This window comes from Klebsiella sp. 10 (genome assembly GCF_018223925.1).
Taxonomy (GTDB): Bacteria; Pseudomonadota; Gammaproteobacteria; order Enterobacterales; family Enterobacteriaceae; genus Klebsiella; species Klebsiella pneumoniae.
Genome location: NZ_JAGRRB010000012.1, coordinates 244,181 through 265,129 on the forward strand (window position 1 = coordinate 244,181; position 20,949 = coordinate 265,129).

General features: G+C 60.4%; 22 protein-coding genes and 1 pseudogene. 8 read left to right on the forward strand and 15 right to left on the reverse strand.

Features of this window, described 5'->3' with window-relative positions; translation table 11 throughout:
* Nucleotides 1–106 precede the first annotated feature (106 nt).
* Both dnaG and rpsU read right to left on the reverse strand, forming a co-directional pair.
* Nucleotides 107–1,852, reverse strand: a complete 1,746-nt coding sequence (gene dnaG / locus KHQ26_RS14745; protein WP_004149864.1) for a DNA primase — start codon at nucleotides 1,850–1,852, stop codon at nucleotides 107–109.
* A 111-nt stretch (nucleotides 1,853–1,963) separates the two neighbouring features.
* Nucleotides 1,964–2,179 (reverse strand): 30S ribosomal protein S21, encoded by a 216-nt coding sequence (gene rpsU / locus KHQ26_RS14750; protein ID WP_001144069.1) that lies wholly within the window; start codon nucleotides 2,177–2,179, stop codon nucleotides 1,964–1,966.
* Nucleotides 2,180–2,416: 237 nt separating this feature from the next.
* Here rpsU and tsaD point away from each other — a divergent pair, with 237 nt between their 5' ends.
* Nucleotides 2,417–3,430 (forward strand): tRNA (adenosine(37)-N6)-threonylcarbamoyltransferase complex transferase subunit TsaD, encoded by a 1,014-nt coding sequence (gene tsaD, locus KHQ26_RS14755; RefSeq protein ID WP_004900709.1) that lies wholly within the window; start codon nucleotides 2,417–2,419, stop codon nucleotides 3,428–3,430.
* 44 nt (nucleotides 3,431–3,474) lie between these two features.
* Here the strand turns inward: tsaD and KHQ26_RS14760 are convergent, their stop codons facing one another.
* The 8 genes from KHQ26_RS14760 to KHQ26_RS14795 form a co-directional block, all read right to left on the reverse strand.
* Nucleotides 3,475–5,082, reverse strand: a complete 1,608-nt coding sequence (locus KHQ26_RS14760) for a purine-cytosine permease family protein (RefSeq protein ID WP_020803716.1) — start codon at nucleotides 5,080–5,082, stop codon at nucleotides 3,475–3,477.
* Between the two features lie 153 nt (nucleotides 5,083–5,235).
* Nucleotides 5,236–5,853, reverse strand: a complete 618-nt coding sequence (ureG, locus tag KHQ26_RS14765) for an urease accessory protein UreG (RefSeq protein WP_002916877.1) — start codon at nucleotides 5,851–5,853, stop codon at nucleotides 5,236–5,238.
* Between the two features lie 8 nt (nucleotides 5,854–5,861).
* On the reverse strand, nucleotides 5,862–6,536 hold the full coding sequence (locus tag KHQ26_RS14770; RefSeq protein ID WP_004150924.1) for an urease accessory protein UreF: 675 nt from the start codon (nucleotides 6,534–6,536) through the stop codon (nucleotides 5,862–5,864).
* Nucleotide 6,537: 1 nt separating this feature from the next.
* Nucleotides 6,538–7,014, reverse strand: coding sequence for an urease accessory protein UreE (ureE, locus tag KHQ26_RS14775; protein WP_020803707.1), 477 nt, complete (start codon nucleotides 7,012–7,014; stop codon nucleotides 6,538–6,540).
* Nucleotides 7,015–7,023: 9 nt separating this feature from the next.
* Nucleotides 7,024–8,727: an urease subunit alpha gene (gene ureC / locus KHQ26_RS14780; RefSeq protein WP_015958999.1), complete on the reverse strand. Its 1,704-nt coding sequence runs from the start codon at nucleotides 8,725–8,727 to the stop codon at nucleotides 7,024–7,026.
* Nucleotides 8,720–9,040, reverse strand: coding sequence for an urease subunit beta (locus KHQ26_RS14785; protein ID WP_002916872.1), 321 nt, complete (start codon nucleotides 9,038–9,040; stop codon nucleotides 8,720–8,722). The genes ureC and KHQ26_RS14785 overlap by 8 nt, the downstream gene beginning before the upstream one ends.
* Nucleotides 9,041–9,049: 9 nt before the next feature.
* Nucleotides 9,050–9,352 (reverse strand): urease subunit gamma, encoded by a 303-nt coding sequence (locus KHQ26_RS14790; RefSeq protein WP_002916871.1) that lies wholly within the window; start codon nucleotides 9,350–9,352, stop codon nucleotides 9,050–9,052.
* A 9-nt stretch (nucleotides 9,353–9,361) separates the two neighbouring features.
* On the reverse strand, nucleotides 9,362–10,186 hold the full coding sequence (locus KHQ26_RS14795) for an urease accessory protein UreD (protein ID WP_020803699.1): 825 nt from the start codon (nucleotides 10,184–10,186) through the stop codon (nucleotides 9,362–9,364).
* On the opposite strand from KHQ26_RS14795, the gene KHQ26_RS14800 reads away from it, so the two are divergent.
* Nucleotides 10,176–10,322: a short-chain dehydrogenase gene (locus tag KHQ26_RS14800; RefSeq protein ID WP_004144529.1), complete on the forward strand. Its 147-nt coding sequence runs from the start codon at nucleotides 10,176–10,178 to the stop codon at nucleotides 10,320–10,322. The genes KHQ26_RS14795 and KHQ26_RS14800 overlap by 11 nt on opposite strands.
* Nucleotides 10,323–10,332: 10 nt before the next feature.
* Here KHQ26_RS14800 and KHQ26_RS14805 read toward each other — a convergent pair.
* Both KHQ26_RS14805 and plsY read right to left on the reverse strand, forming a co-directional pair.
* Nucleotides 10,333–10,447 (reverse strand): annotated as a pseudogene (locus KHQ26_RS14805) (hypothetical protein).
* 131 nt (nucleotides 10,448–10,578) lie between these two features.
* Complete coding sequence (plsY, locus tag KHQ26_RS14810; RefSeq protein ID WP_004144530.1) at nucleotides 10,579–11,196, reverse strand: glycerol-3-phosphate 1-O-acyltransferase PlsY; 618 nt, start codon at nucleotides 11,194–11,196, stop codon at nucleotides 10,579–10,581.
* Between the two features lie 107 nt (nucleotides 11,197–11,303).
* Here plsY and folB point away from each other — a divergent pair, with 107 nt between their 5' ends.
* Nucleotides 11,304–11,687 carry a bifunctional dihydroneopterin aldolase/7,8-dihydroneopterin epimerase gene (gene folB / locus KHQ26_RS14815; RefSeq protein ID WP_004150923.1) on the forward strand — a complete coding sequence of 128 codons (384 nt, stop codon included), beginning with the start codon at nucleotides 11,304–11,306 and terminating at the stop codon, nucleotides 11,685–11,687.
* Between the two features lie 198 nt (nucleotides 11,688–11,885).
* The gene (gene bacA, locus KHQ26_RS14820; RefSeq protein ID WP_004144532.1) at nucleotides 11,886–12,707 is read left to right on the forward strand and encodes an undecaprenyl-diphosphate phosphatase; all 822 of its coding nucleotides are present in this window, start codon (nucleotides 11,886–11,888) and stop codon (nucleotides 12,705–12,707) included.
* Nucleotides 12,708–12,718: 11 nt separating this feature from the next.
* On the opposite strand, the gene KHQ26_RS14825 is transcribed toward bacA, so the two are convergent.
* Both KHQ26_RS14825 and KHQ26_RS14830 read right to left on the reverse strand, forming a co-directional pair.
* Complete coding sequence (locus KHQ26_RS14825) at nucleotides 12,719–13,960, reverse strand: multifunctional CCA addition/repair protein (protein ID WP_002916864.1); 1,242 nt, start codon at nucleotides 13,958–13,960, stop codon at nucleotides 12,719–12,721.
* 61 nt (nucleotides 13,961–14,021) lie between these two features.
* Complete coding sequence (locus KHQ26_RS14830) at nucleotides 14,022–14,642, reverse strand: TIGR04211 family SH3 domain-containing protein (protein ID WP_002916862.1); 621 nt, start codon at nucleotides 14,640–14,642, stop codon at nucleotides 14,022–14,024.
* Between the two features lie 214 nt (nucleotides 14,643–14,856).
* Here KHQ26_RS14830 and KHQ26_RS14835 point away from each other — a divergent pair, with 214 nt between their 5' ends.
* From KHQ26_RS14835 to hldE, 3 genes are read left to right on the forward strand one after another with little or no spacing between them, the layout of a single operon-like run.
* Nucleotides 14,857–16,155: an inorganic triphosphatase gene (locus tag KHQ26_RS14835; RefSeq protein WP_004185669.1), complete on the forward strand. Its 1,299-nt coding sequence runs from the start codon at nucleotides 14,857–14,859 to the stop codon at nucleotides 16,153–16,155.
* A gap of 20 nt (nucleotides 16,156–16,175) precedes the next feature.
* Nucleotides 16,176–19,013 (forward strand): bifunctional [glutamate--ammonia ligase]-adenylyl-L-tyrosine phosphorylase/[glutamate--ammonia-ligase] adenylyltransferase, encoded by a 2,838-nt coding sequence (gene glnE / locus KHQ26_RS14840; RefSeq protein ID WP_002916860.1) that lies wholly within the window; start codon nucleotides 16,176–16,178, stop codon nucleotides 19,011–19,013.
* A gap of 58 nt (nucleotides 19,014–19,071) precedes the next feature.
* A complete protein-coding gene (gene hldE, locus KHQ26_RS14845) occupies nucleotides 19,072–20,505 on the forward strand; it encodes a bifunctional D-glycero-beta-D-manno-heptose-7-phosphate kinase/D-glycero-beta-D-manno-heptose 1-phosphate adenylyltransferase HldE (protein ID WP_020803709.1) in 1,434 nt (477 codons plus the stop codon).
* Between the two features lie 77 nt (nucleotides 20,506–20,582).
* Here the strand turns inward: hldE and KHQ26_RS14850 are convergent, their stop codons facing one another.
* A complete protein-coding gene (locus KHQ26_RS14850; protein ID WP_020803721.1) occupies nucleotides 20,583–20,732 on the reverse strand; it encodes a hypothetical protein in 150 nt (49 codons plus the stop codon).
* On the opposite strand from KHQ26_RS14850, the gene glgS reads away from it, so the two are divergent.
* The gene (glgS, locus tag KHQ26_RS14855) at nucleotides 20,724–20,921 is read left to right on the forward strand and encodes a cell surface composition regulator GlgS (protein WP_002916857.1); all 198 of its coding nucleotides are present in this window, start codon (nucleotides 20,724–20,726) and stop codon (nucleotides 20,919–20,921) included. The genes KHQ26_RS14850 and glgS overlap by 9 nt on opposite strands.
* Nucleotides 20,922–20,949: the final 28 nt, after the last annotated feature.

Below are 20,949 nucleotides of genomic sequence, written 5' to 3' on the forward strand. Positions count from 1 at the left end.
GGCTTCCCGATCGATACTCGGCACTTAAGCCGTTAAATACTTTTCCTTCACGTTGTTCTGCGTTTTCTTACTGCTTTGATACAACGTGAAGGATATTGTCTGTCATTTATTTTTTCGCCAGCTCCTGGCTGATGGTCCAGAGCTCCCGGCGTTCTTCACTGCTTAAACCGTGTGTGCGATCGCGAGCTATCAACTCTTCCTGTCGCAGTTCCAGCAGTGAATCAAACATATGGTTGAGCGAGTCGGTGAAGGTTTGTTCAGCGATGTCTTTATCTGCTATATCGTCCCACATCGACAGTTTTTCAAGGGTTGCCGCCTCTTTTGTGCCGCGATATTGCTCTAAAAGTTGCCCGGTTGTCAGACCAGGCTGCGCCAGACAGCTCTTCACCAGTTCGCTGAACAGGCTCAGTCCCGGCATTTTGCGCGAGTCCAGTCCCTCCAGCGGCGGGACTAACGGCGCCAGATCCGGGTTTTGCACCAGCAGTCCTATCAGTATACGCATGGTCGTGCGTTTTAGCTGCGGTGCGGGACGCGGCGCGCCATTTTCCGCCTGTTTTGGCATTAATCGTTCAAGCTGCGCGTCATCTAAAATGCCCAGCTTATTGCCCAACTCCTGACGCAAATAGATGCGCAGCGTTTCGCCCGGGACCTGGGTTATCAGCGGCAGCGCCAGCGTGCTCAACTGCGCGCGCCCGTCCGGAGTACTCAGATCGACCTGCGGCAGCAGGCTGTTAAACAAGAACGTGGAGAGCGGCTGAGCCTGCTCCATCCGCGCCTCGAACGCCGCTTTGCCCTCTTTACGCACCAGCGTATCCGGGTCTTCGCCGTCAGGCAGAAACATAAAGCGTAGCTGGCGACCATCGGTCATGTACGGCAGCGCCGTCTCCAGCGCGCGCCAGGCGGCATCGCGGCCGGCCCGGTCGCCGTCGTAGCAGCAGATGACGTTATTCGTCACCCGGAACAGCAGCTGGATATGGTCGGCCGTGGTCGAGGTACCCAGCGAGGCCACGGCATAATTAATGTCGTACTGCGCCAGCGCCACGACGTCCATATACCCTTCGACAACCAGCAAACGCGGTGGTTCGGGGTTATCCTGCTGCGCTTCATACAGGCCATACAGCTGGCGGCCTTTATGGAATATGTCGGTTTCCGGGGAGTTCAGATACTTCGGCAGGGCATCGCCCAGCACCCGTCCGCCAAACCCAATCACCCGGCCTCGCTTATCGCGGATGGGGAACATCACCCGTTCGCGGAAGCGGTCGTAACTGCGTCCCTGATCGTTGGTGACCAGCATGCCGGCATCAATAAGCGACTGGCGGTTTTCCTGATTGCCGCCAAACCGTTTTAAAACGTTATCCCAACCTGGGGGAGCATAGCCGATGGCAAAGCGCGTAATCACCTCGCTGCTTAACCCCCGTTTCGCCAGGTACTGGCGCGCAGGATCGGCGGCGGGCTGCATCAGAGACTGTTGATAAAACGCATTCAGACCATCCAGTAACTGGTAGAGGTTCTGCCGTTGATGGCGCTCTATCTGGCTGGGTCCGTTGCCTGCTTCATAAGGCACTTCGAGGTTGTGCATGGCGGCCAGCTCTTCGACCGTTTCCACGAACTCGAGCTTGTCGTAGTTCATCAGGAAGTCGATAGCATTGCCGTGCGCCCCGCAGCCGAAGCAGTGGTAAAACTGTTTTTCACCGTTGACGGTGAAAGAGGGGGTTTTTTCGTTATGGAACGGACAGCACGCGTGAAAATTTTTGCCCTGCTTTTTCAGCTTTACCCGCGCATCGATCAGATCGACGATGTCGGTTCTGGCAAGCAGATCGCTAATAAATACACGTGGAATTCGTCCAGCCATAAGCCCCGTTATTTCTGATGACTATAAACGAAAATAAGCCGCGCATTCCTTTCGGAAGCACGGCCTTACAACTACAACTCGGTCTGAATTGAGAGCGTCGCTCTCAACAGATTAGTACAGACGAGTACGGCGTGCGTTTTCGCGAGCCAGTTTCTTCGCGTGACGTTTCACTGCAGAAGCTTTAGCGCGCTTACGTTCGGTAGTCGGTTTTTCATAGAACTCACGACGACGAACTTCCGCCAGAACACCTGCTTTTTCGCAGGAACGCTTGAAGCGACGCAGAGCTACGTCGAACGGCTCGTTTTCACGTACTTTAATTACCGGCATGTGCCTCTCACCTTTGATTAATTCGGTTTGCCGCTGGCCGCAATGCCAGCTTATTTCAAAATGGTGCGGAATTTTACTGCAACTACTGCTGCTTTGTAAAGCACCGGCGCCTTTTTTGAAAGGGACTTTTATAAGGGTGAGGAGTATACACGAAGAGAGCACCAGGGGTGAGCAAAGTTTTACATCGCCGGTCATTGGACCTACACTGCGCGGTATTGAAGCGAGGTAAAACAACTCATGCGTGTACTGGGCATTGAAACATCCTGCGATGAAACCGGCATCGCGATTTATGACGACCAGCAAGGTCTGTTAGCCAACCAATTGTATAGTCAGGTGAAACTGCATGCGGATTACGGCGGCGTGGTGCCGGAGCTGGCATCGCGCGACCACGTGCGCAAAACGGTGCCGCTGATCCAGGCGGCGCTGAAAGAAGCCGGTCTGACGGCGAAAGATATCGACGCCGTCGCCTATACGGCGGGTCCAGGCCTGGTCGGCGCGCTGCTGGTCGGGGCGACCGTTGGCCGGGCGCTGGCCTTCGCCTGGAACGTGCCGGCGATCCCGGTACACCATATGGAAGGGCATCTGCTGGCGCCGATGCTGGAAGATAATCCGCCGGCGTTCCCGTTTGTCGCGCTGCTGGTTTCCGGCGGCCACACCCAGTTGATTAGCGTCACCGGTATTGGTCAGTATGAACTGCTGGGCGAGTCGATTGACGATGCGGCGGGCGAAGCCTTTGATAAGACGGCGAAACTGCTGGGACTGGATTATCCCGGCGGGCCGATGCTGTCGAAAATGGCGTCCCAGGGCACCGAAGGCCGCTTTGTCTTCCCGCGGCCGATGACCGACCGTCCGGGGCTGGACTTCAGCTTCTCCGGCCTGAAGACCTTCGCCGCCAACACCATTCGCAGCAACGGCGACGATGAGCAAACCCGCGCCGACATCGCCCGGGCGTTTGAGGATGCGGTCGTCGATACGCTGATGATTAAATGTCGCCGCGCGCTGGAGCAAACCGGCTTTAAGCGTCTGGTGATGGCGGGAGGCGTGAGCGCCAACCGTACCCTGCGGGCGAAGCTGGCGGAGATGATGCAAAAACGCGGCGGCGAGGTGTTCTACGCTCGCCCTGAGTTCTGTACTGACAACGGCGCGATGATCGCCTACGCCGGCATGGTGCGTCTGCAAACCGGCGCCAAAGCCGAGCTCGGCGTGACGGTTCGCCCGCGCTGGCCGCTGGCCGAGCTGCCTGCCGCCTAACGCATCCTGAAACAGGCCGACGTCACGTCGGCCTGCCTTCCTGACTACTCCATACTTTTACACAGCGAGCAGATGGCTCCCTGATGCTTGTGCGAGTGCATCACGTCCGGGCGCTCGTACTCTTCCTCACAGCTAACGCATTGATACACGGTGGCGGAGGCGTTCCCCGCCGCGTCATAGCGCGGCTCGGCGATGCCGTCATCCACCTGCTTAATATAGTAGCGCCCGCGGGTAAGGAGCCCCATCAGCGGGGTCATGACAAAGGCAACGACCAGCGCAATCAGCGGCGAGAACGGCGCCAGCGTCGCCCCCAGCAGACCGAAGAAGGCGCAGATCGACAGCCCGGCGGCCAGACCAAAGGAGACCACGCCCACCGGGTTAACGTTGTAGATCATGCCGCGACGATACTCCGGCTGCGCCGGCGCCAGCTTGAGCAAGCCTTTATTAAAGGTGATGTCGGTCGCCACCACCACGACCCAGGCGATGGCGAAGTTGGAGTAAAAGCCGAGGATCCACGACAGGGCGCTGAACATATCGCCCTCCATCAGCGCCAGGGCAATCGCCAGGTTGACCACCACAAAAATAATCCGTCCCGGATAGCGTTTGGTGGTGCGGGTCCAGGCGCTGGTCCACGCCAGCGAGCCGGAGTAGGCATTGGTGACGTTAATTTTGATCTGCGAGATCACCACCAGCACCACCGCCAGCGTCAGGGCCAGCCAGCCGGGCACCAGGTTATCGAAGACGCTGACGAACTGCTGCACCGGTTCGGTATTGTGCACCGCCGGGAAACGGGTCAACAGATAGAAGCCGAGGAAGGCGCCGATGATCTGTTTGATCGCGCCTAACACCACCCAGCCCGGACCGGCGGAAAAGACCGCCAGCCACCAGCTTTTACGATTCTCCGCGGTCTTAGGCGGCATAAAGCGCAGGTAATCAATTTGCTCGCCAATCTGCATGATCAGCGACAGGCATACCCCAGCGCCGAGCATGATGGCGGTAATATCCACCGTCGACGCGCTGTTTTTACCGGCGAAATGCAGGAAGCCGTCCACCAGCTGCGGATCTTTGACAATCAGCCACACCACCGGCACCACCATCAGCACCAGCCACAGCGGCGTGGTCCACACCTGCAGGCGGGTCAGGGCTTTCATGCCATAGACCACCAGCGGGAGCACCATCAGGGTGGCGATCAGATATCCTATCCACAGCGGGATCCCGAGGCCCACCAGCAGGCCCTGGGCCATGATCGAGCCTTCGAGGGCGAAGAAGATAAAGGTGAAGCCGGCAAAAATAATGCTGGTGATCACCGAGCCGAAATAGCCGAAGCCGGCGCTGCGGGTGATCAGGTCAAGGTCAATGTTGTAGCGCGCGGCGGTGATCGCCAGCGGAATGCCGGTGAGGAAGATCACCAGCGCCGCCACCAGGATCGAATAGATGGCGTTGCTGGTGCCCCAGGCCATACCGATGCTGGCGCCGATGGAAAAGTCGGCCAGATAGGCGATGCCGCCCAGCGCGGTGACCGCGACGACGCCCGGACCCCAGCGGCGGAAGCTCAGCGGGGCGTAACGTAAGGTGTAATCTTCTAAGGTTTCCCGGGTACCGGAAGTCCGCGTTGTCGCGGGTAATTCAGGGTTAAGATCCAGTGATGACATAGTCATTCCTTAATGGTTAGGCATGACTTGAATTAGCAAACCTTATGCCATATTGCAGGGCAGGCGTGGCGCGGAGGTGGAGGCAGGATGATATAAAGAGAGAGCAGAGGCTGCACCATCCGGACGCGCTTGCGCCCGGCTGGTGCAACAGGCCTATTTGCCAAGCATGCCTTTGTCTTCGAGGAAGGCGATAATGGTGCTCAGGCCGTCGCCCTGCTTCAGATTGGTGAAGGTCCATGGGCGATCGCCGCGCATACGCTGGGTATCGCTCGCCATCACCTCCAGCGACGCGCCCACATAGGGGGCAAGGTCGGTTTTATTGATCACCAGGAAATCGGATTTGGTGATCCCCGGTCCGCCTTTGCGCGGGATCTTCTCCCCTTCGGCCACATCGATGACGTAGATGGTCAGATCCGCCAGCTCCGGGCTGAAGGTGGCGCTCAGGTTATCGCCGCCGCTTTCCACGAAGATAAGGTCGAGGTTACCGAACTTTTCACTCAGCGCTTCCACGGCGGCGAGGTTCATTGAGGCATCTTCGCGGATCGCCGTATGCGGGCAGCCGCCGGTTTCCACACCGACGATGCGTTCAGGCGCCAGCGCGCCCGCTTCGGTGAGGATGCGCTGATCTTCTTTGGTATAGATGTCGTTAGTGACCACCGCCAGCTGCCAGGTATCGCGCATCGCTTTACACAGCGCTTCCAGCAGAGCGGTTTTACCGGAGCCGACCGGGCCGCCGACGCCGACGCGCAGCGGGTGTTTATAAGAGTTCATGGCTTCTCCTAGGAACGGAATAATCGAGAGTATTGGGTTTCATGCCGGGCAGAGGCGATGGCGGCGAGCGGGGTGGCCGATCCGATATCGCCGTCCGGCGCGGCCAGCGCGCGGGGCATCTCGGCCGCGTAGTGGTCACAAAGACGTAAAATCAGCTGCTGGGCGGCCTGCTGGCCGAAGGGGACCAGCTTGACGCCGGCCATCACGGCGCTCTCAATCCAGCTATAGCCCAGGCTGAGGGCCATCTCGGGCAGGGCGATACGCCAGCGCACGCCGAGCCAGGCCATCCCGGCGAGCTGGCTTTGCTGGCACAGGGAGCGCCACGGCGGCGGACAGTCCGGCTGCCAGTCGCTCAGCAGACGGGCAAACGCCGCGCCGCGGTTGCGCTCTTCCTCCCGCAGTTCACGAGTTTCCCGGCAGGCCAGCAGATAGGCGGTCCAGCGCTGGGCCGCAGCGATATCGCCTTGTTCGCAGGCGCGGTACAGGCGGGCGAACAGCGGCAGGTCAACGGTAAAAAAGCCTTCCGTCATCTGGCGTCGCTGCCAGCGCTCGAAGGCCGCGACGTCCAGCACCCAGCCGGCTTCCACAGCCCACTCCAGCCCCTGGGACCAGCTGTAACCCCCTACCGGCAGGTTGCTGCTGGCCAGCTGCATCAGCCGCAGGCGTTGTTCCGCTGTCGACATGCTAGTGGCTGTGAGCGTGGTGGTCATGATGAGCATGATGATGACCGTGGCTCTCGCTGGCGTAAGCGCCGGCTTCCGGCTCGAACGGCAGCTGGCCAAAGGTCACCGTCAGGCCGAACTGGCGCAGCATATCGTCCAGCACGTGATCGTGATGGTAGCGCAGCTCGCCCGGCATGATCTGCAGCGGCACGTGACGGTTGCCGAGGTGGTAGCAGGCCTTCGCCAGCATAAACGGATCGTCGCAGCGCACTACCGACACCTCTTCATCAGCGGCAATCACCTGCACAAACTCGGTGCCTTCTTCGTTGCTGAGCACATCGCCGCCGCGTAGTAGCAGGCCGCGGGGCAGCAGCAGGCCGGCATCCCGGCCATCGTTGAGGGTGACCTTAACCCGGCTTTTGACGCGAACATCAATCGGCAGCGTAACGCTGGCGGTCGCGGCGGCGGGGATCTCCAGACGTTGAGTTAAATAAAGCATCCGCTCTCCTTAAAACAGAAAATATCGTTGCGCCATCGGCAGAACGTCTGCCGGCTCGCTGGTGATAAGTTCGCCATCCACCCGCACCTCATAGGTCTGGGCGTCGACGGTGATGTTAGGCTGCAGACTGTTGTGCACCATGTCGGCTTTCTGCACCGTACGGCAGCCTTTCACCACGGCGATCGCGCTGCGCAGGTTCAGCCGCTCGGCAACGCCATTGGCTGCCGCCGCCTGCGACAGGAAGGTGAGGCGGCAGTGATGGCGGGCGCTGCCCAGCGCGCCAAACATCGGGCGGTAGTGCACCGGCTGCGGGGTCGGAATAGAGGCATTGATATCGCCCATCGGCGCGATGGCGATCATGCCGCCTTTGATCACGGTGGCCGGTTTCACGCCGAAGAAGGCTGGTGACCAGACCACGAGGTCAGCCAGCTTACCCACCTCAATGGATCCGACTTCGTGTGCGATGCCGTGGGTCAGCGCCGGGTTGATGGTGTATTTGGCGATGTAGCGCTTCACGCGGAAGTTGTCGTTATCCCCGGTCTCCTCCGCCAGCGCTCCGCGCTGCACCTTCATGCGATGCGCCACCTGCCAGGTGCGGAGAATCACTTCCCCGACGCGGCCCATGGCCTGCGAATCGGAGGAGGTGAGCGAGAAGGCGCCGAGATCGTGCAGCACGTCTTCCGCAGCGATGGTTTCCCGGCGAATGCGCGACTCGGCAAAGGCCACGTCCTCGGCGATGTCCGGGTCCAGATGGTGGCAGACCATCAGCATATCGAGATGTTCATCGATGGTGTTGAGGGTGTAGGGCAGCGTTGGGTTGGTGGACGACGGCAAAATGTTCGGGTGGGCGCAGGCGGTGATGATGTCCGGCGCATGGCCGCCGCCGGCCCCTTCGGTATGGAAGGTGTGGATGGTGCGCCCGCCGATGGCGGCGAGGGTGTCTTCCACAAAACCGGATTCATTCAGGGTGTCGCTGTGCAGGGCGACCTGGATGTCCATTTCATCGGCGACGGTTAACGCACAGTCGATCGCCGCCGGGGTGGCGCCCCAGTCCTCATGGATCTTCAGGCCAATAACGCCTGCCGCCACCTGCTCGCGCAGGGCATCCGGCTGAGAAACGTTTCCCTTGCCCAGCAGGCCGATATTGACCGGCAGGCTGTCGGCCGCCTGCAGCATGCGTGAGATATACCACGGGCCCGGGGTGCAGGTGGTGGCATGGGTGCCCGCGGCCGGGCCGGTGCCGCCGCCGACCATGGTGGTCACGCCAGAGACCAGCGCCTCTTCCGCCTGCTGCGGACAGATCCAGTGAATATGGGTATCGATCCCGCCGGCGGTGACAATTTTTCCTTCGGCGGCGATCACTTCCGTCGCAGCGCCGATGGGGATGGTGACGTTGGGCTGGATGTCGGGGTTGCCGGCTTTGCCGATGGCGAAGATCCGGCCGTCCTTCACGCCGATATCGGCCTTAACGATCCCCCAGTGATCGACGATCAACGCGTTGGTGAGCACCAGGTCGACACAGTCGGCGGCCAGCATCTGTCCCTGGCCCATGCCGTCGCGGATCACTTTGCCGCCGCCGAATTTGACCTCTTCCCCGTAGGTGGTCAAATCGTCCTCCACCTCGATCCACAGCTCGGTATCTGCCAGGCGCACCTTGTCGCCGACGGTGGGGCCGAACATATCGGCATAGGCCTGGCGTGAAATATTACTCATCGTTTACCTCCAGAGGGCCCATGACCTCGCCGCGGAAGCCGAAGACGGCGCGGTGACCGGCGAAGGCCACCAGCTCGACCTCGCGTTTCTGGCCGGGTTCAAAGCGTACCGCCGTGCCCGCCGGGATATTCAGGCGATAGCCGGCGGCCTGCTGACGGTCGAACTTCAGCGCCGGGTTAACCTCGGCGAAATGGTAGTGCGAACCGACCTGAATCGGCCGATCGCCGTGGTTCTCAACGACCACGCGACAGGTTGCCCGGCCGGTATTCAGGGCTATCTGACCGGGCTTAACGTGATATTCACCGGGGATCATGGCGCTACCTCAGATAATCGGGTTGTGAACGGTGACCAGCTTCGAGCCGTCCGGGAAGGTGGCTTCGACCTGGATATCCGGGATCATTTCCGGGACGCCCTCCATCACCTGCTCGCGGGTCAGGACGTGACGGCCTTCCTCCATCAGCGAGGCCACGCTTTTGCCGTCCCGAGCGCCTTCCATAATAAAGGCGCTGATCAGGGCCACGGACTCCGGATAGTTGAGCTTCAGGCCGCGGGCCAGGCGACGCTCCGCCACCAGCGCGGCGGTAAACAGCAACAGCTTGTCTTTTTCTCGGGGGGTCAGTTCCATAACGTTCTCTTAAGTCAGCCAGATTCGGGGAAGTACGGGAGATTTACCGGTGAGATGAGGGCGCAGAAACTGCCATACGTCGCGCATCACCCGCTGGCAAATCAGATTATCGTCACTGAGGAAACGCACCGTCAGCAGGCGGTCGGTCAGGCTGGCGCCGGCGTAGAGACCGAGCGGCGCCAGCGCGTCGCGCACCCCGTCGAGCAGGGCATCGGTAGCCGGATAGCACAGCAAAGTGCCGACCCAGGGACGTTCGGCGATGCTGGAGAGCTCTCCCTCCTGCAGGTGCAGGCGCTCGACCAGCAGCGGCTCATTGTCCACCCATACCTCCAGCCGGTTGCTGAGGGTGCCGTGGCTGAAGGTTTCGCCAATCACCGGGCGGCCAAGGCAGAGCAGATCCCAGGCCAGCAGCCTGCTGGAGGCGCAAAGATGAAAGGTGGTGAACAGCCGGGCATTGGCCCCGGGAAAGAAGATGGCATCCTGCGGGAGCCACTCCAGGGTCGCCTGCGGGGCAAGGGTCAACTGCTGGCGAACTAGCGCTTGCGCGCCGCTGCTGCGGTAAAACTTGCTGGCGCCAGGCATGGTTATCAGCGTATGGCAGCCGGGGGCAAGGTGCGCGCTAATTGTCAGCTCATCACCGCCGACGATGCCGCCGGGCGGGTGAAGCAGATAGAGGTGACAGGTCTCTTCTTCCGGGTAAAACGGGCGCTGGACGGTCAGCGGGCCGACGTGTTGGGCGCTGGCGAGAACGGTCTTGCCGCCGGCCTGGTGAAAGCGGAGATCCAGCGTGGCCTGCCAGCCTTTTTTGAGTGGTGGTAACACGGTGCCGTGCAATGTTGCGCCCCTGCAAAATCAAGATAAAACAGCAGCAATGAGTATTGATCGGCGGGAGTTTATCCCGGTCATACGAAACGCTTATGTCATCCGTAACCCGGAGCGTCGCGACGGGCGCGAGGGGAAAGCGGCATAACCGCTCCGGATTATTCACCCGGATAATCTTTGCCGTCAATATCCTGATCCGCAGCCTGGGCGCGGCGGAAAAGGCGGCGGATCGGGTTGCGCCGCCAGCCGCCAGCGCAACTTTTGCCTTTCCATGCTGCTAACGTATTGTTACAAAAGGAGGATGTGGCGATGATCGCCTTTGATGGCGAGGAAGCGTAAAAGGGCGGGTGAAAGGCGCGATTAGCGCAGGAGAGTTCCCCGGCTGGCGGAGCCGGGAGGGGAGATTACTTCTGCTCTGGCGTTTTTTTCTTCTTCACGCGGGTCCAGATTTTGCTCTCCTGGCGACGCCACAGACGCTGAATGTTGTCGTGATGGCGCAGGAGGATCAGGCAGGAGAGCATCGACACCGGAAAGGTGTACTGCGGTTTGAACCACCAGACGTAGAACGGGGCGATCAGCGCGCTGACGATAGCGCCCAGGGAAGAGTAACCGCTGAGCAGGATGGTCAGCAGCCAGGTCCCGGCCATCACCCCGGTGAGATCGAGCCCGATGGGGGCGATAGCGCCGAAGGCCGTGGCGACGCCTTTACCGCCGCGGAAATGAAAGAAGACTGGCCAGATATGGCCCACGCAGGCGGCAATCGCCACTAACCCCAGCCAGAACGGCGTAAGGCCCAGCGCCCAGGCGCCCCACACCGGGAGCATGCCCTTCAGCACATCAAAAATAAGTACCGCTACGGCCGCCCCTTTTCCGCCAATTCGTAGTACGTTAGTGGCCCCGGGGTTGCCTGAGCCGCTGTCGCGTGGGTCGGGCAGGCCAGCAAGGCGACATACCAGAATGGCGCTGGAAATGGAGCCGCAGAGGTAGGCGAGGAGTACCAGTCCAGGCGCGATTGCACTCATAACGCTGTTCCGTTTTGAAAATGTCGTTGTATTCTCTGCATCTGTGGATAATACGCATAATTCGCCGGAAGTGGTATCCGGTTTAGCTAAAAAGCAGGCAGGGCGTGATGGATATTGTATTTATAGAGCAACTTTCGGTAATCACCACCATCGGTGTTTATGACTGGGAACAAACCATTGAGCAGAAGCTGGTGTTCGATATCGAAATTGCATGGGATAACCGCAAGGCGGCCGCCAGCGATGATGTCAGCGATTGCCTCAGCTATGCTGATATCAGCGAGCGCGTGATCGCGCATGTGGAGGGGGGGAAATTTGCGTTAGTGGAGCGGGTGGCGGAAGAGGTGGCCGACCTGCTGCTGGAAACATTCCAGTCGCCCTGGGTGCGCATAAAAGTCAGCAAACCTGGCGCCGTGGCTCGCGCGGCAAACGTCGGGGTGATTATTGAACGTGGCCTTAATCTGAAACAAAACTTTTCAGGTCATACTTGTTAAACAAATTGCGTTTATACCGGTCATAGCATCCGGTCATCAGGCAATTTTACTGGCGATGTCCTTCCAGAACGGTGGACGAATCCGTGTGTACTTCCTGTACGCTGCGGATTACGCGCGCTCTGGCAGCCGGGTTGTGCCTGTTGAACGATACCGTGTTCCTGGTTTTTTTCATTTTACTTTTTTAAAGGGTTTAATTGGATGAGCGATATACACTCGCTGCTGGTGGCGGCAATATTGGGTGTGGTTGAGGGTTTGACAGAGTTTTTACCTGTTTCCAGTACCGGTCATATGATTATTGTTGGTCACCTGCTGGGGTTTGAAGGTGATACCGCAAATACCTTTGAAGTGGTGATTCAGTTAGGTTCGATACTCGCCGTGGTGGTGATGTTCTGGCGTCGCCTGTTCGGCCTGATCGGCATCCATTTCGGGAAACCGCCGGCGCATGAAGGCCAGGGCAGCGGCCGTTTGTCGCTTATCCATATCCTTCTCGGCATGATCCCCGCGGTGGTGATGGGGCTGATTTTCCATGACACCATTAAATCCTTGTTTAACCCGGTGAACGTGATGTACGCCCTGATTGTCGGCGGCGTATTGCTGATTGCAGCGGAAGTGCTGAAGCCGAAACAGCCGCGCGCGGTCGGGATTGACGATATGACCTACCGTCAGGCGTTCGTCATCGGCTGCTTTCAGTGCCTGGCGCTGTGGCCAGGTTTCTCCCGCTCGGGGGCGACTATCTCCGGCGGCATGCTGATGGGCGTCAGCCGCTATGCGGCCTCGGAGTTCTCTTTCCTGCTGGCGGTACCGATGATGATGGGCGCCACCGTGCTGGACGTCTACAAGAGCATCGGCTTCCTGAACATGGGCGACGTCCCGATGTTCGCCGTCGGCTTCGTGATGGCGTTTATCGTGGCGCTGATTGCGATTAAAACCTTCCTGCAGCTGATCAAACGGATCTCGTTCATTCCGTTCGCTATCTACCGCTTTATCGTCGCGGCAGCGGTGTACGTGGTCTTCTTCTAAGGCCTGCGCCCTCAGCCTTGCGGCTGGGGGCAACGCTGTTCCTTCCACTGCGCTACCGCCGCAATTCTCCGCCGCGTCAGCTCCTCGCGAATTTCCGCCCCTTTAAAGCCCGCCGCCACGACCTCTTTAGTGGAGACCGACTGCGCCACTTCCCAGGCCTCCAGCAGCAGGCGCCCCTGCGGGTAATCGCTGGCCTCGAAACCGGTGCGTCCGCGGACGTCGGCTTCGCTGGTGAGCGCGATCTGCTGCACGCGCTGCGGTTTGCGCCACGCGTCAATGCTGTCGAAGAGTTTGACGAGGGTTTTCGGCTGCAGAATTGGCAGGGTGTGGATTAGGTCATGGTACTCCGCCACCAGTTTCGCGAGATCGCGGATATCGTTCGGCACCCGCAGACGCGCGCAGAGCTGCTCCACCAGCTTGACTCCCGCCGGACCATGGCCGTGGTGACGCGGCCAGAGCGCCTTCGGCGTCAGCCCTTTGCCGAGGTCATGGCACAGGGTGGCGAAACGTACGTCGACATCCGGCGACAGCATCGCGGCCATCGTGACGGTCATCAGGGTGTGCAGGCCGGTGTCGATTTCCGGATGCCATTTCGCCGGGGCCGGCACGCCGTACAGGGCGTCAATCTCCGGGAACAGCACCTTGAGGGCCTGACAGTCGCGCAGCGTCTGGAAAAAGACCTGCGGGTTGCGAGTAGTTAATGCGCTTTCCGTCTCTTTCCACACCCGCTCCGGCGTTAAATGCGCCAGCTCGCCGGCCTCAACCATCGCGGCCATCAGGGCCTGAGTCTCTTCGGCAATGCGAAAACCGAGGTGGGCGTAGCGGGCGGCAAAACGCGCGACGCGCAGCACGCGCAGCGGATCTTCACTAAACGCGGGAGAGACATGGCGCAGCAGGCGCTGACGGAGATCGTTCTGTCCGCCGTAGGGGTCGATAATTGCGCCGTCGGCATCCTGGGCGAGGGCATTGACCGTCAGGTCGCGGCGCAGCAGATCGGCTTCGAGGGTGACGTCCGGGGCGGCATAGCAGGTAAAACCGGTATAGCCCGCGCCGGATTTGCGCTCGGTGCGGGCCAGGGCATACTCTTCCCGGCTTTGCGGATGGAGGAACACGGGAAAATCGCGGCCTACCTGTTGATAGCCCGCGTCTAGCATCTGTTGCGGGGTGGCGCCCACCACCACCCAGTCTCGGTCTTTGACCGGCAGCCCTAACAGCGCGTCACGCACCGCGCCACCGACCAGATAACTCTTCACGCCTGATTCTCCCGTATCCGTTTTTCGCAAGATGATACGTAAGTCTGGCAGAGAAGACGAATTAGTTCATCCACCGGTCTTTACGTTTGCGGCTTGGCACCAGATGCGGCAGCACCAGACCGAGCAGCAGACCGACGCCCAGCACACCGCCGCCGTACATAAACCACTGCATGATAATGGTGCGCTGTTTATCATCAAGCTGCAGATTTGCCGCATTCACCTTCTTCTGCGCGACAACCAGCTCGTTTTTCAACTTTTGGTTCTCGTCCTTCAGCGCGTTAATCACGCTGTCGCTGCCGGCGACTTTCTTCTGCATATCCGCCGTGCGCTGGTTCCAGGTGGCATCGATGTTATTCAGCTTATCGGTCAGCGTTTTGACCTGGTTTTCCAGATCCGGGACGCGGGTGCGCAGGCTGGGCTCGTTGCTCAGCTCTTTCAGCGGGATCCAGGCGGTACGGCCGTTGCTGTCGCGAATTTGCGCGTAACTGGTGCTGTCGTTCGTTTGCAGTACCGACACTTCTTCCCCGGCGTTGATGGTGCCGACCAGACGATAATTATCGCCCGGGCCGCTGCGAACCCAGGTGTTCAGCTCATCGGAAACGTAGCGCTTTTCTTCTGCGTGAACCGCCGTGGCGGCGCTAAGCGCGAGCAAAGTAAAAGTAATCAGGCGTAATTTTGGCATCAGGTCATCGTTTGGTCATAAAAAGTGGAACGATAGTAGAGGCATCGCCAGAGCGACGCAAAGTTTTCCGCCACAATCGGAATCATCCAGGAGGTGGCCCGGCAAAAAGCGCGTTGCATGGCGATTCACCGCAAAATACTATCTACTGACAAAAAATATTGTCGTAAGTTCGCCGCAATTTGTCGGCGCAGCACAGAAGCGGAAGAATTCAGTCATGGCTCAAGAAATCGAACTCAAGTTTATCGTCGCTCAGGATGGGGTAGAGACGCTGCGCGAGCAGCTCAATGCGCTCGAGGCGAAACATACGCCCGCGGGCCAGTTGCTGAACATTTATTACGAAACCGCCGATAACTGGCTGCGTCGTCACGATATGGGGCTGCGCATCCGCGGCGATCAGGGGCGTTATGAGATGACGCTGAAAATCGCCGGTCGGGTGGTCGGCGGCCTGCACCAGCGCCCGGAATATAATATTCCACTGGATAAACCGGAGCTGGCGCTTGAGCGCCTGCCGGCGGAGGTCTGGCCGCAAGGGGAACTTCCGGCCGCGCTGGCGGAGCATGTCCAGCCGCTGTTCAGCACCGATTTTGCCCGTGAACGCTGGGTGATCCAGGAAGGAAAGAGTGAGATTGAGATTGCCCTCGATCGTGGCGAAGTGAAGGCGGGCGAAGATCAGGAGCCGATCTGCGAACTGGAGCTGGAGCTGCTCGCCGGGGAGACCGCCGATCTGCTGCGCCTCGCGCATCGTTTGCTGGAGAGCGGCGTCCTGCGTCAGGGGAGCCTGAGCAAAGCCGCGCGCGGGTATCATCTGGCGCAAGGTAACAATGAGCGTCCGGTGACCCGGCTGGCGGTGCTGCCGGTGGCAGCGAAGGCCAGCGTGGAGCAGGGGCTGGAGGCGGCGCTGGAGAGCGCCCTGGCGCATTGGCTGTATCACGACGAGATCTGGCTGCGCGGCAACGCAAAAGCCAAAGCGGAAATTCTGCTGGCGATAGCCCGCGTGCGCCATGCCCTCGTGCTGTTCGGCGGCATCGTGCCGCGTAAGGCGACCACCCACCTCCGCGCGTTGCTGAACGACGCCGACGCCGTTCTGCTGGCTGCGGACACCGCCGACGAAGCGTTATTCCGCACCGAGGTCGTTGGCGCCAAACTGGCCCTGACCGAATGGCTGGTCCAGCGCGGCTGGCGTCCGTTCCTCAACGAGGCGGGAGAGAAAAAAATAGCCGGATCGTTCAAACGGTTTGCCGATATTCACCTCTCGCGGGTGGCGGCCGAGCTGCGCAGCGCCGTGCAGCATCTGGCGGTAGAAGATGCCGCTGACCAGTTGCCGAAGCTGTCCCGCGACATCGACAGCGTCCAGCTGCTGGCGGGCGCCTATGGCGACGCCGTCGCGCCGTGGCTGGAGAACTGGCAGGAACTTCAGCGTGCGATAGAGCATGACGACCGCAGCGTGTTTGAATATTTCCGTCGCCAGGCGCTGGCTGCCGAGCCGTTCTGGCTGCATAGTGGAAAACGATAATTACAGGCCAGGGAGCCCTTATGATGCCGCTTTCTCCGCAGTTACAGCAGCACTGGCAGACGGTCGCTGACCGTCTGCCAACGGATTTTCCCGTTGCCGAACTGAGCCCACAGGCCAGGTCGGTGATGGCGTTCAGCGATTTTGTCGAACAGAGTGTGATCGCTCAGCCGGGCTGGCTGAATGAGCTTGCGGACTCCGCGCCGGCGGCGGAAGAGTGGCGGCATTACGAAGCCTGGCTGCAGGAGCGCCTGCAGGCCGTCACTGACGAAGCGGGGTTGATGCGAGAGCTGCGTCTCTTCCGCCGCCAGATGATGGTCCGCATCGCCTGGGCGCAGGCGTTGTCGCTGGTGCGCGAAGAAGAGACGCTGCAGCAGCTGAGCGTCCTGGCGGAGACCCTGATTGTCGCCGCCCGCGACTGGCTGTACGCCGCCTGCTGTAAAGAGTGGGGAACGCCATGCAACGCCGAGGGTCAGCCGCAGCCGCTGCTGATCCTCGGGATGGGAAAGCTGGGCGGCGGCGAGCTGAACTTCTCTTCCGATATCGATCTGATCTTTGCCTGGCCGGAGCATGGCGCCACCCGCGGCGGCCGCCGCGAGCTGGATAACGCCCAGTTCTTTACCCGCCTGGGGCAGCGGCTTATCAAGGCGCTCGACCAGCCGACGCAGGACGGCTTTGTTTATCGGGTGGATATGCGCCTGCGGCCGTTTGGCGACAGCGGGCCGCTGGTGCTCAGCTTTGCGGCGCTGGAAGATTATTACCAGGAGCAGGGGCGGGACTGGGAACGCTACGCGATGGTGAAAGCGCGGATCATGGGCGATAACGACGGCGCCTACGCCAGCGAACTGCGCGCGATGCTTCGCCCCTTCGTCTTCCGCCGCTATATCGACTTCAGCGTGATCCAGTCGCTGCGTAACATGAAAGGCATGATCGCCCGTGAAGTGCGGCGTCGCGGGCTGAAAGACAACATCAAGCTCGGCGCCGGCGGCATTCGTGAAATTGAATTTATCGTTCAGGTCTTTCAGCTGATCCGCGGCGGTCGCGAACCTGCGCTGCAGCAGCGCGCGCTATTGCCGACACTGGCGGCGATTGATGAGCTGCATCTGCTGCCGGAAGGCGACGCGACGCTGCTGCGCGCGGCCTATCTGTTCCTGCGCCGGCTGGAAAACCTGCTGCAAAGTATCAACGATGAACAGACCCAGACCCTGCCGCAGGATGAACTGAACCGCGCCAGACTGGCGTGGGGGATGCATACCGATGACTGGGAGACGCTGAGCGCGCAGCTGGCGAACCATATGGCCAACGTACGGCGGGTGTTTAATGAACTGATCGGCGATGACGAGGCTCAGTCGCCAGATGAGCAGCTGGCCGAGTACTGGCGCGAGCTGTGGCAGGATGCGCTGGAAGAAGATGACGCCAGTCCGGCGCTGGCGCATTTAAACGACGCCGACCGCCGCAGCGTGCTGGCGCTGATTGCCGATTTCCGCAAAGAGCTGGATCGGCGCACCATCGGCCCGCGCGGCCGCCAGGTGCTGGATCAGCTGATGCCGCATCTGCTGAGCGAAATCTGCTCGCGCGCCGATGCGCCGCTGCCTCTGGCGCGGATCACGCCGCTGTTGACCGGCATCGTCACCCGCACCACCTATCTTGAACTGCTGAGCGAATTCCCCGGCGCGCTGAAACACCTGATTACGCTCTGCGCGGCATCGCCGATGGTCGCCAGCCAGCTGGCGCGCCACCCGCTGCTGCTGGATGAGCTGCTGGATCCCAACACCCTCTATCAGCCGACGGCGACCGATGCCTATCGCGACGAGCTGCGTCAGTATCTGCTGCGGGTGCCGGAAGAGGATGAAGAGCAGCAGCTGGAGGCGTTGCGCCAGTTCAAGCAGGCGCAGCAGCTACATATCGCGGCGGCGGATATCGCCGGCACCCTACCGGTGATGAAGGTCAGCGACCATTTAACCTGGCTTGCCGAAGCGATCCTCGATGCGGTGGTGCAGCAGGCATGGGGGCAGATGGTGGCTCGCTACGGCCTGCCGACCCACCTGCACGATCGCCAGGGGCGCGGCTTCGCCGTCGTCGGCTACGGTAAGCTCGGCGGTTGGGAGCTGGGCTACAGCTCCGATCTCGACCTGGTGTTCCTCCATGACTGCCCGGCGGAGGTGATGACCGACGGCGAGCGGGAGATTGACGGCCGTCAGTTCTACCTGCGGCTGGCCCAGCGGATCATGCATCTGTTCAGCACCCGCACCTCGTCCGGTATTCTCTACGAAGTGGACGCCCGGCTGCGCCCTTCCGGCGCGGCGGGGATGCTGGTTACCACCGCTGACGCGTTTGCCGACTATCAGCAGAACGAGGCCTGGACGTGGGAGCATCAGGCGCTGGTGCGCGCCCGCGTGGTCTATGGCGACCCGGCGTTGCAGGCGCGCTTTGACGCCATTCGTCGCGATATCCTGACCACCCCGCGGGAGGGCGCAACCCTGCAGACCGAGGTTCGCGAGATGCGCGAGAAGATGCGCGCCCACCTCGGCAACAAGCATCCCAATCGTTTTGATATCAAAGCCGATGCCGGCGGGATCACGGATATTGAATTTATTACCCAGTATCTGGTCCTACGCTATGCCAGCGACAAGCCGAAGCTGACCCGCTGGTCTGATAATGTGCGTATTCTCGAGCTGCTGGCGCAGAACGACATCATGGACGAAGAGGAAGCGCGCGCCTTAACGCACGCGTACACCACCTTGCGTGACGCGCTCCATCACCTGGCCCTGCAGGAGCTGCCGGGACACGTGGCGCCAGAGGCCTTCAGCCGGGAGCGCGAGCAGGTCAGCGCCAGCTGGCAGAAATGGCTGATGGCTTAACTATAAAATCGGGTGTGCTATTATCGCGCGCAAAGTTTGCGTCTCGCAGGAGAGAGTCATGAAAGTAACGCTGCCGGAGTTTGAACGTGCAGGAGTGTTGGTGGTGGGTGATGTGATGCTGGACCGCTACTGGTACGGCCCCACCAGTCGTATTTCCCCGGAAGCCCCGGTGCCGGTGGTGAAGGTGGAAAATATCGAAGAACGTCCTGGCGGCGCGGCAAACGTAGCGATGAACATTGCCTCGCTGGGGGCAACCTCGCGCCTGGTGGGATTGACCGGGATTGATGACGCCGCCCGCGCGCTGAGCCAGGCGCTGGCCAACGTCAATGTGAAGTGCGACTTCGTCTCCGTCCCGACTCACCCGACTATCACCAAGCTGCGGGTGCTGTCGCGCAATCAACAGCTGATCCGCCTCGACTTTGAAGAGGGCTTCTCCGGCGTCGATCCGCAGCCGATGCACGAGCGCATTCAGCAGGCGCTGGGCTCTATTGGCGCGCTGGTCCTTTCGGACTATGCCAAAGGGGCGCTGACCAGCGTCCAGACCATGATCCGACTCGCACGCGAAGCGGGCGTGCCGGTGCTGATCGATCCGAAAGGCACCGATTTCGAACGCTATCGCGGCGCGACGTTGCTCACCCCGAACCTCTCTGAGTTTGAAGCGGTGGTGGGCAAGTGCCAGGATGAAGCGCAGATCGTTGAGCGCGGCATGAAGCTCATCGCCGAATTCGAACTGTCGGCGCTGCTGGTGACGCGCTCTGAGCAGGGGATGACGCTGCTGCAGCCGGGGCGTCCGCCGCTGCATATGCCGACCCAGGCCCAGGAAGTGTACGACGTGACCGGCGCCGGCGACACGGTGATTGGCGTGCTGGCGGCGACCCTGGCGTCCGGCAACACCCTGGAAGAGGCCTGCTATTTCGCTAACGCCGCGGCGGGCGTGGTGGTCGGTAAGCTGGGTACATCCACCGTTTCCCCTGTCGAGCTGGAAAACGCGGTCCGCGGCCGGGCTGAGACCGGCTTTGGCGTGATGAGCGAAGAGGAACTCAAACAGGCGGTTGCGGCGGCGCGCAAACGCGGCGAGAAAGTGGTGATGACCAACGGCGTCTTCGACATTCTGCATGCCGGTCATGTCTCCTATCTGGCGAATGCGCGCAAGCTGGGCGACCGTCTGATCGTGGCGGTCAACAGCGATGCCTCCACCAAACGTCTGAAAGGCGAAACCCGCCCGGTGAACCCGCTGGAACAGCGGATGATCGTGCTGGGGGCGCTGGAAGCCGTCGACTGGGTGGTCTCCTTCGAAGAAGATACTCCGCAGCGCCTGATCGCTGGCATCCTGCCGGATCTGCTGGTCAAAGGCGGCGACTACAAACCGGAGCAGATCGCCGGCAGCGAAGAGGTCTGGGCGAACGGTGGCGAAGTGCTGGTGCTCAACTTTGAAGATGGCTGCTCGACTACCAATATTATTAATAAAATACAAAAAGATAGCGAAAAATAACTTTTTCGTTATTCACCCGCCTGTGTGGTGAAACATTACGGCCTGCGATAGCGATATCGCGGGCCGTTTTTATTTAATCATGTGGAAAATGATTTAGCGCAATAAATAATCATGTTAAGCGCATTTTTCGTACAAATCGCGTTAAGGTAAGTGTAAATACTGAAGTGAGTAAAAGGCATATGACTGATCAGAACATCCACCGCTGAAGGAGTATGCGCATGAACCATAACGATATGTATTCAATGAAGAATTTTGATTTTTTGGCGCGGAGTTTCGCCAGAATGCACGCCCAGGGCCAGCCAGTTGATCTTCAGGCCATTGTCGGCAATATGGATGAAGAACATCGTGAATGGTTTTGCCAGCGCTATGAACTGTACTGTCGCCAGGTGAGTAGCCAGGCGGAAGCCGCCCATTAAGCCAAACGCAAAACGGGCCCCCAGGGGC

Bases quoted from the DNA above. Each gene is read 5' to 3' on its own strand.
- plsY (WP_004144530.1), bottom strand. From the start codon at position 11,196: ATGAGTGCAATCGCGCCTGGACTGGTACTCCTCGCCTACCTCTGCGGC.
- KHQ26_RS14770 (WP_004150924.1), bottom strand. From the start codon at position 6,536: ATGTCGACAGCGGAACAACGCCTGCGGCTGATGCAGCTGGCCAGCAGC.
- KHQ26_RS14785 (WP_002916872.1), bottom strand. From the start codon at position 9,040: ATGATCCCCGGTGAATATCACGTTAAGCCCGGTCAGATAGCCCTGAAT.
- bacA (WP_004144532.1), top strand. From the start codon at position 11,886: ATGAGCGATATACACTCGCTGCTGGTGGCGGCAATATTGGGTGTGGTT.
- ureC (WP_015958999.1), bottom strand. From the start codon at position 8,727: ATGAGTAATATTTCACGCCAGGCCTATGCCGATATGTTCGGCCCCACC.
- glgS (WP_002916857.1), top strand. From the start codon at position 20,724: ATGAACCATAACGATATGTATTCAATGAAGAATTTTGATTTTTTGGCG.
- KHQ26_RS14790 (WP_002916871.1), bottom strand. From the start codon at position 9,352: ATGGAACTGACCCCCCGAGAAAAAGACAAGCTGTTGCTGTTTACCGCC.
- dnaG (WP_004149864.1), bottom strand. From the start codon at position 1,852: ATGGCTGGACGAATTCCACGTGTATTTATTAGCGATCTGCTTGCCAGA.
- KHQ26_RS14760 (WP_020803716.1), bottom strand. From the start codon at position 5,082: ATGTCATCACTGGATCTTAACCCTGAATTACCCGCGACAACGCGGACT.
- rpsU (WP_001144069.1), bottom strand. From the start codon at position 2,179: ATGCCGGTAATTAAAGTACGTGAAAACGAGCCGTTCGACGTAGCTCTG.
- ureE (WP_020803707.1), bottom strand. From the start codon at position 7,014: ATGCTTTATTTAACTCAACGTCTGGAGATCCCCGCCGCCGCGACCGCC.
- tsaD (WP_004900709.1), top strand. From the start codon at position 2,417: ATGCGTGTACTGGGCATTGAAACATCCTGCGATGAAACCGGCATCGCG.
- glnE (WP_002916860.1), top strand. From the start codon at position 16,176: ATGATGCCGCTTTCTCCGCAGTTACAGCAGCACTGGCAGACGGTCGCT.
- folB (WP_004150923.1), top strand. From the start codon at position 11,304: ATGGATATTGTATTTATAGAGCAACTTTCGGTAATCACCACCATCGGT.
- KHQ26_RS14850 (WP_020803721.1), bottom strand. From the start codon at position 20,732: ATGGTTCATGCGCATACTCCTTCAGCGGTGGATGTTCTGATCAGTCAT.
- hldE (WP_020803709.1), top strand. From the start codon at position 19,072: ATGAAAGTAACGCTGCCGGAGTTTGAACGTGCAGGAGTGTTGGTGGTG.
- KHQ26_RS14830 (WP_002916862.1), bottom strand. From the start codon at position 14,642: ATGCCAAAATTACGCCTGATTACTTTTACTTTGCTCGCGCTTAGCGCC.
- KHQ26_RS14835 (WP_004185669.1), top strand. From the start codon at position 14,857: ATGGCTCAAGAAATCGAACTCAAGTTTATCGTCGCTCAGGATGGGGTA.
- ureG (WP_002916877.1), bottom strand. From the start codon at position 5,853: ATGAACTCTTATAAACACCCGCTGCGCGTCGGCGTCGGCGGCCCGGTC.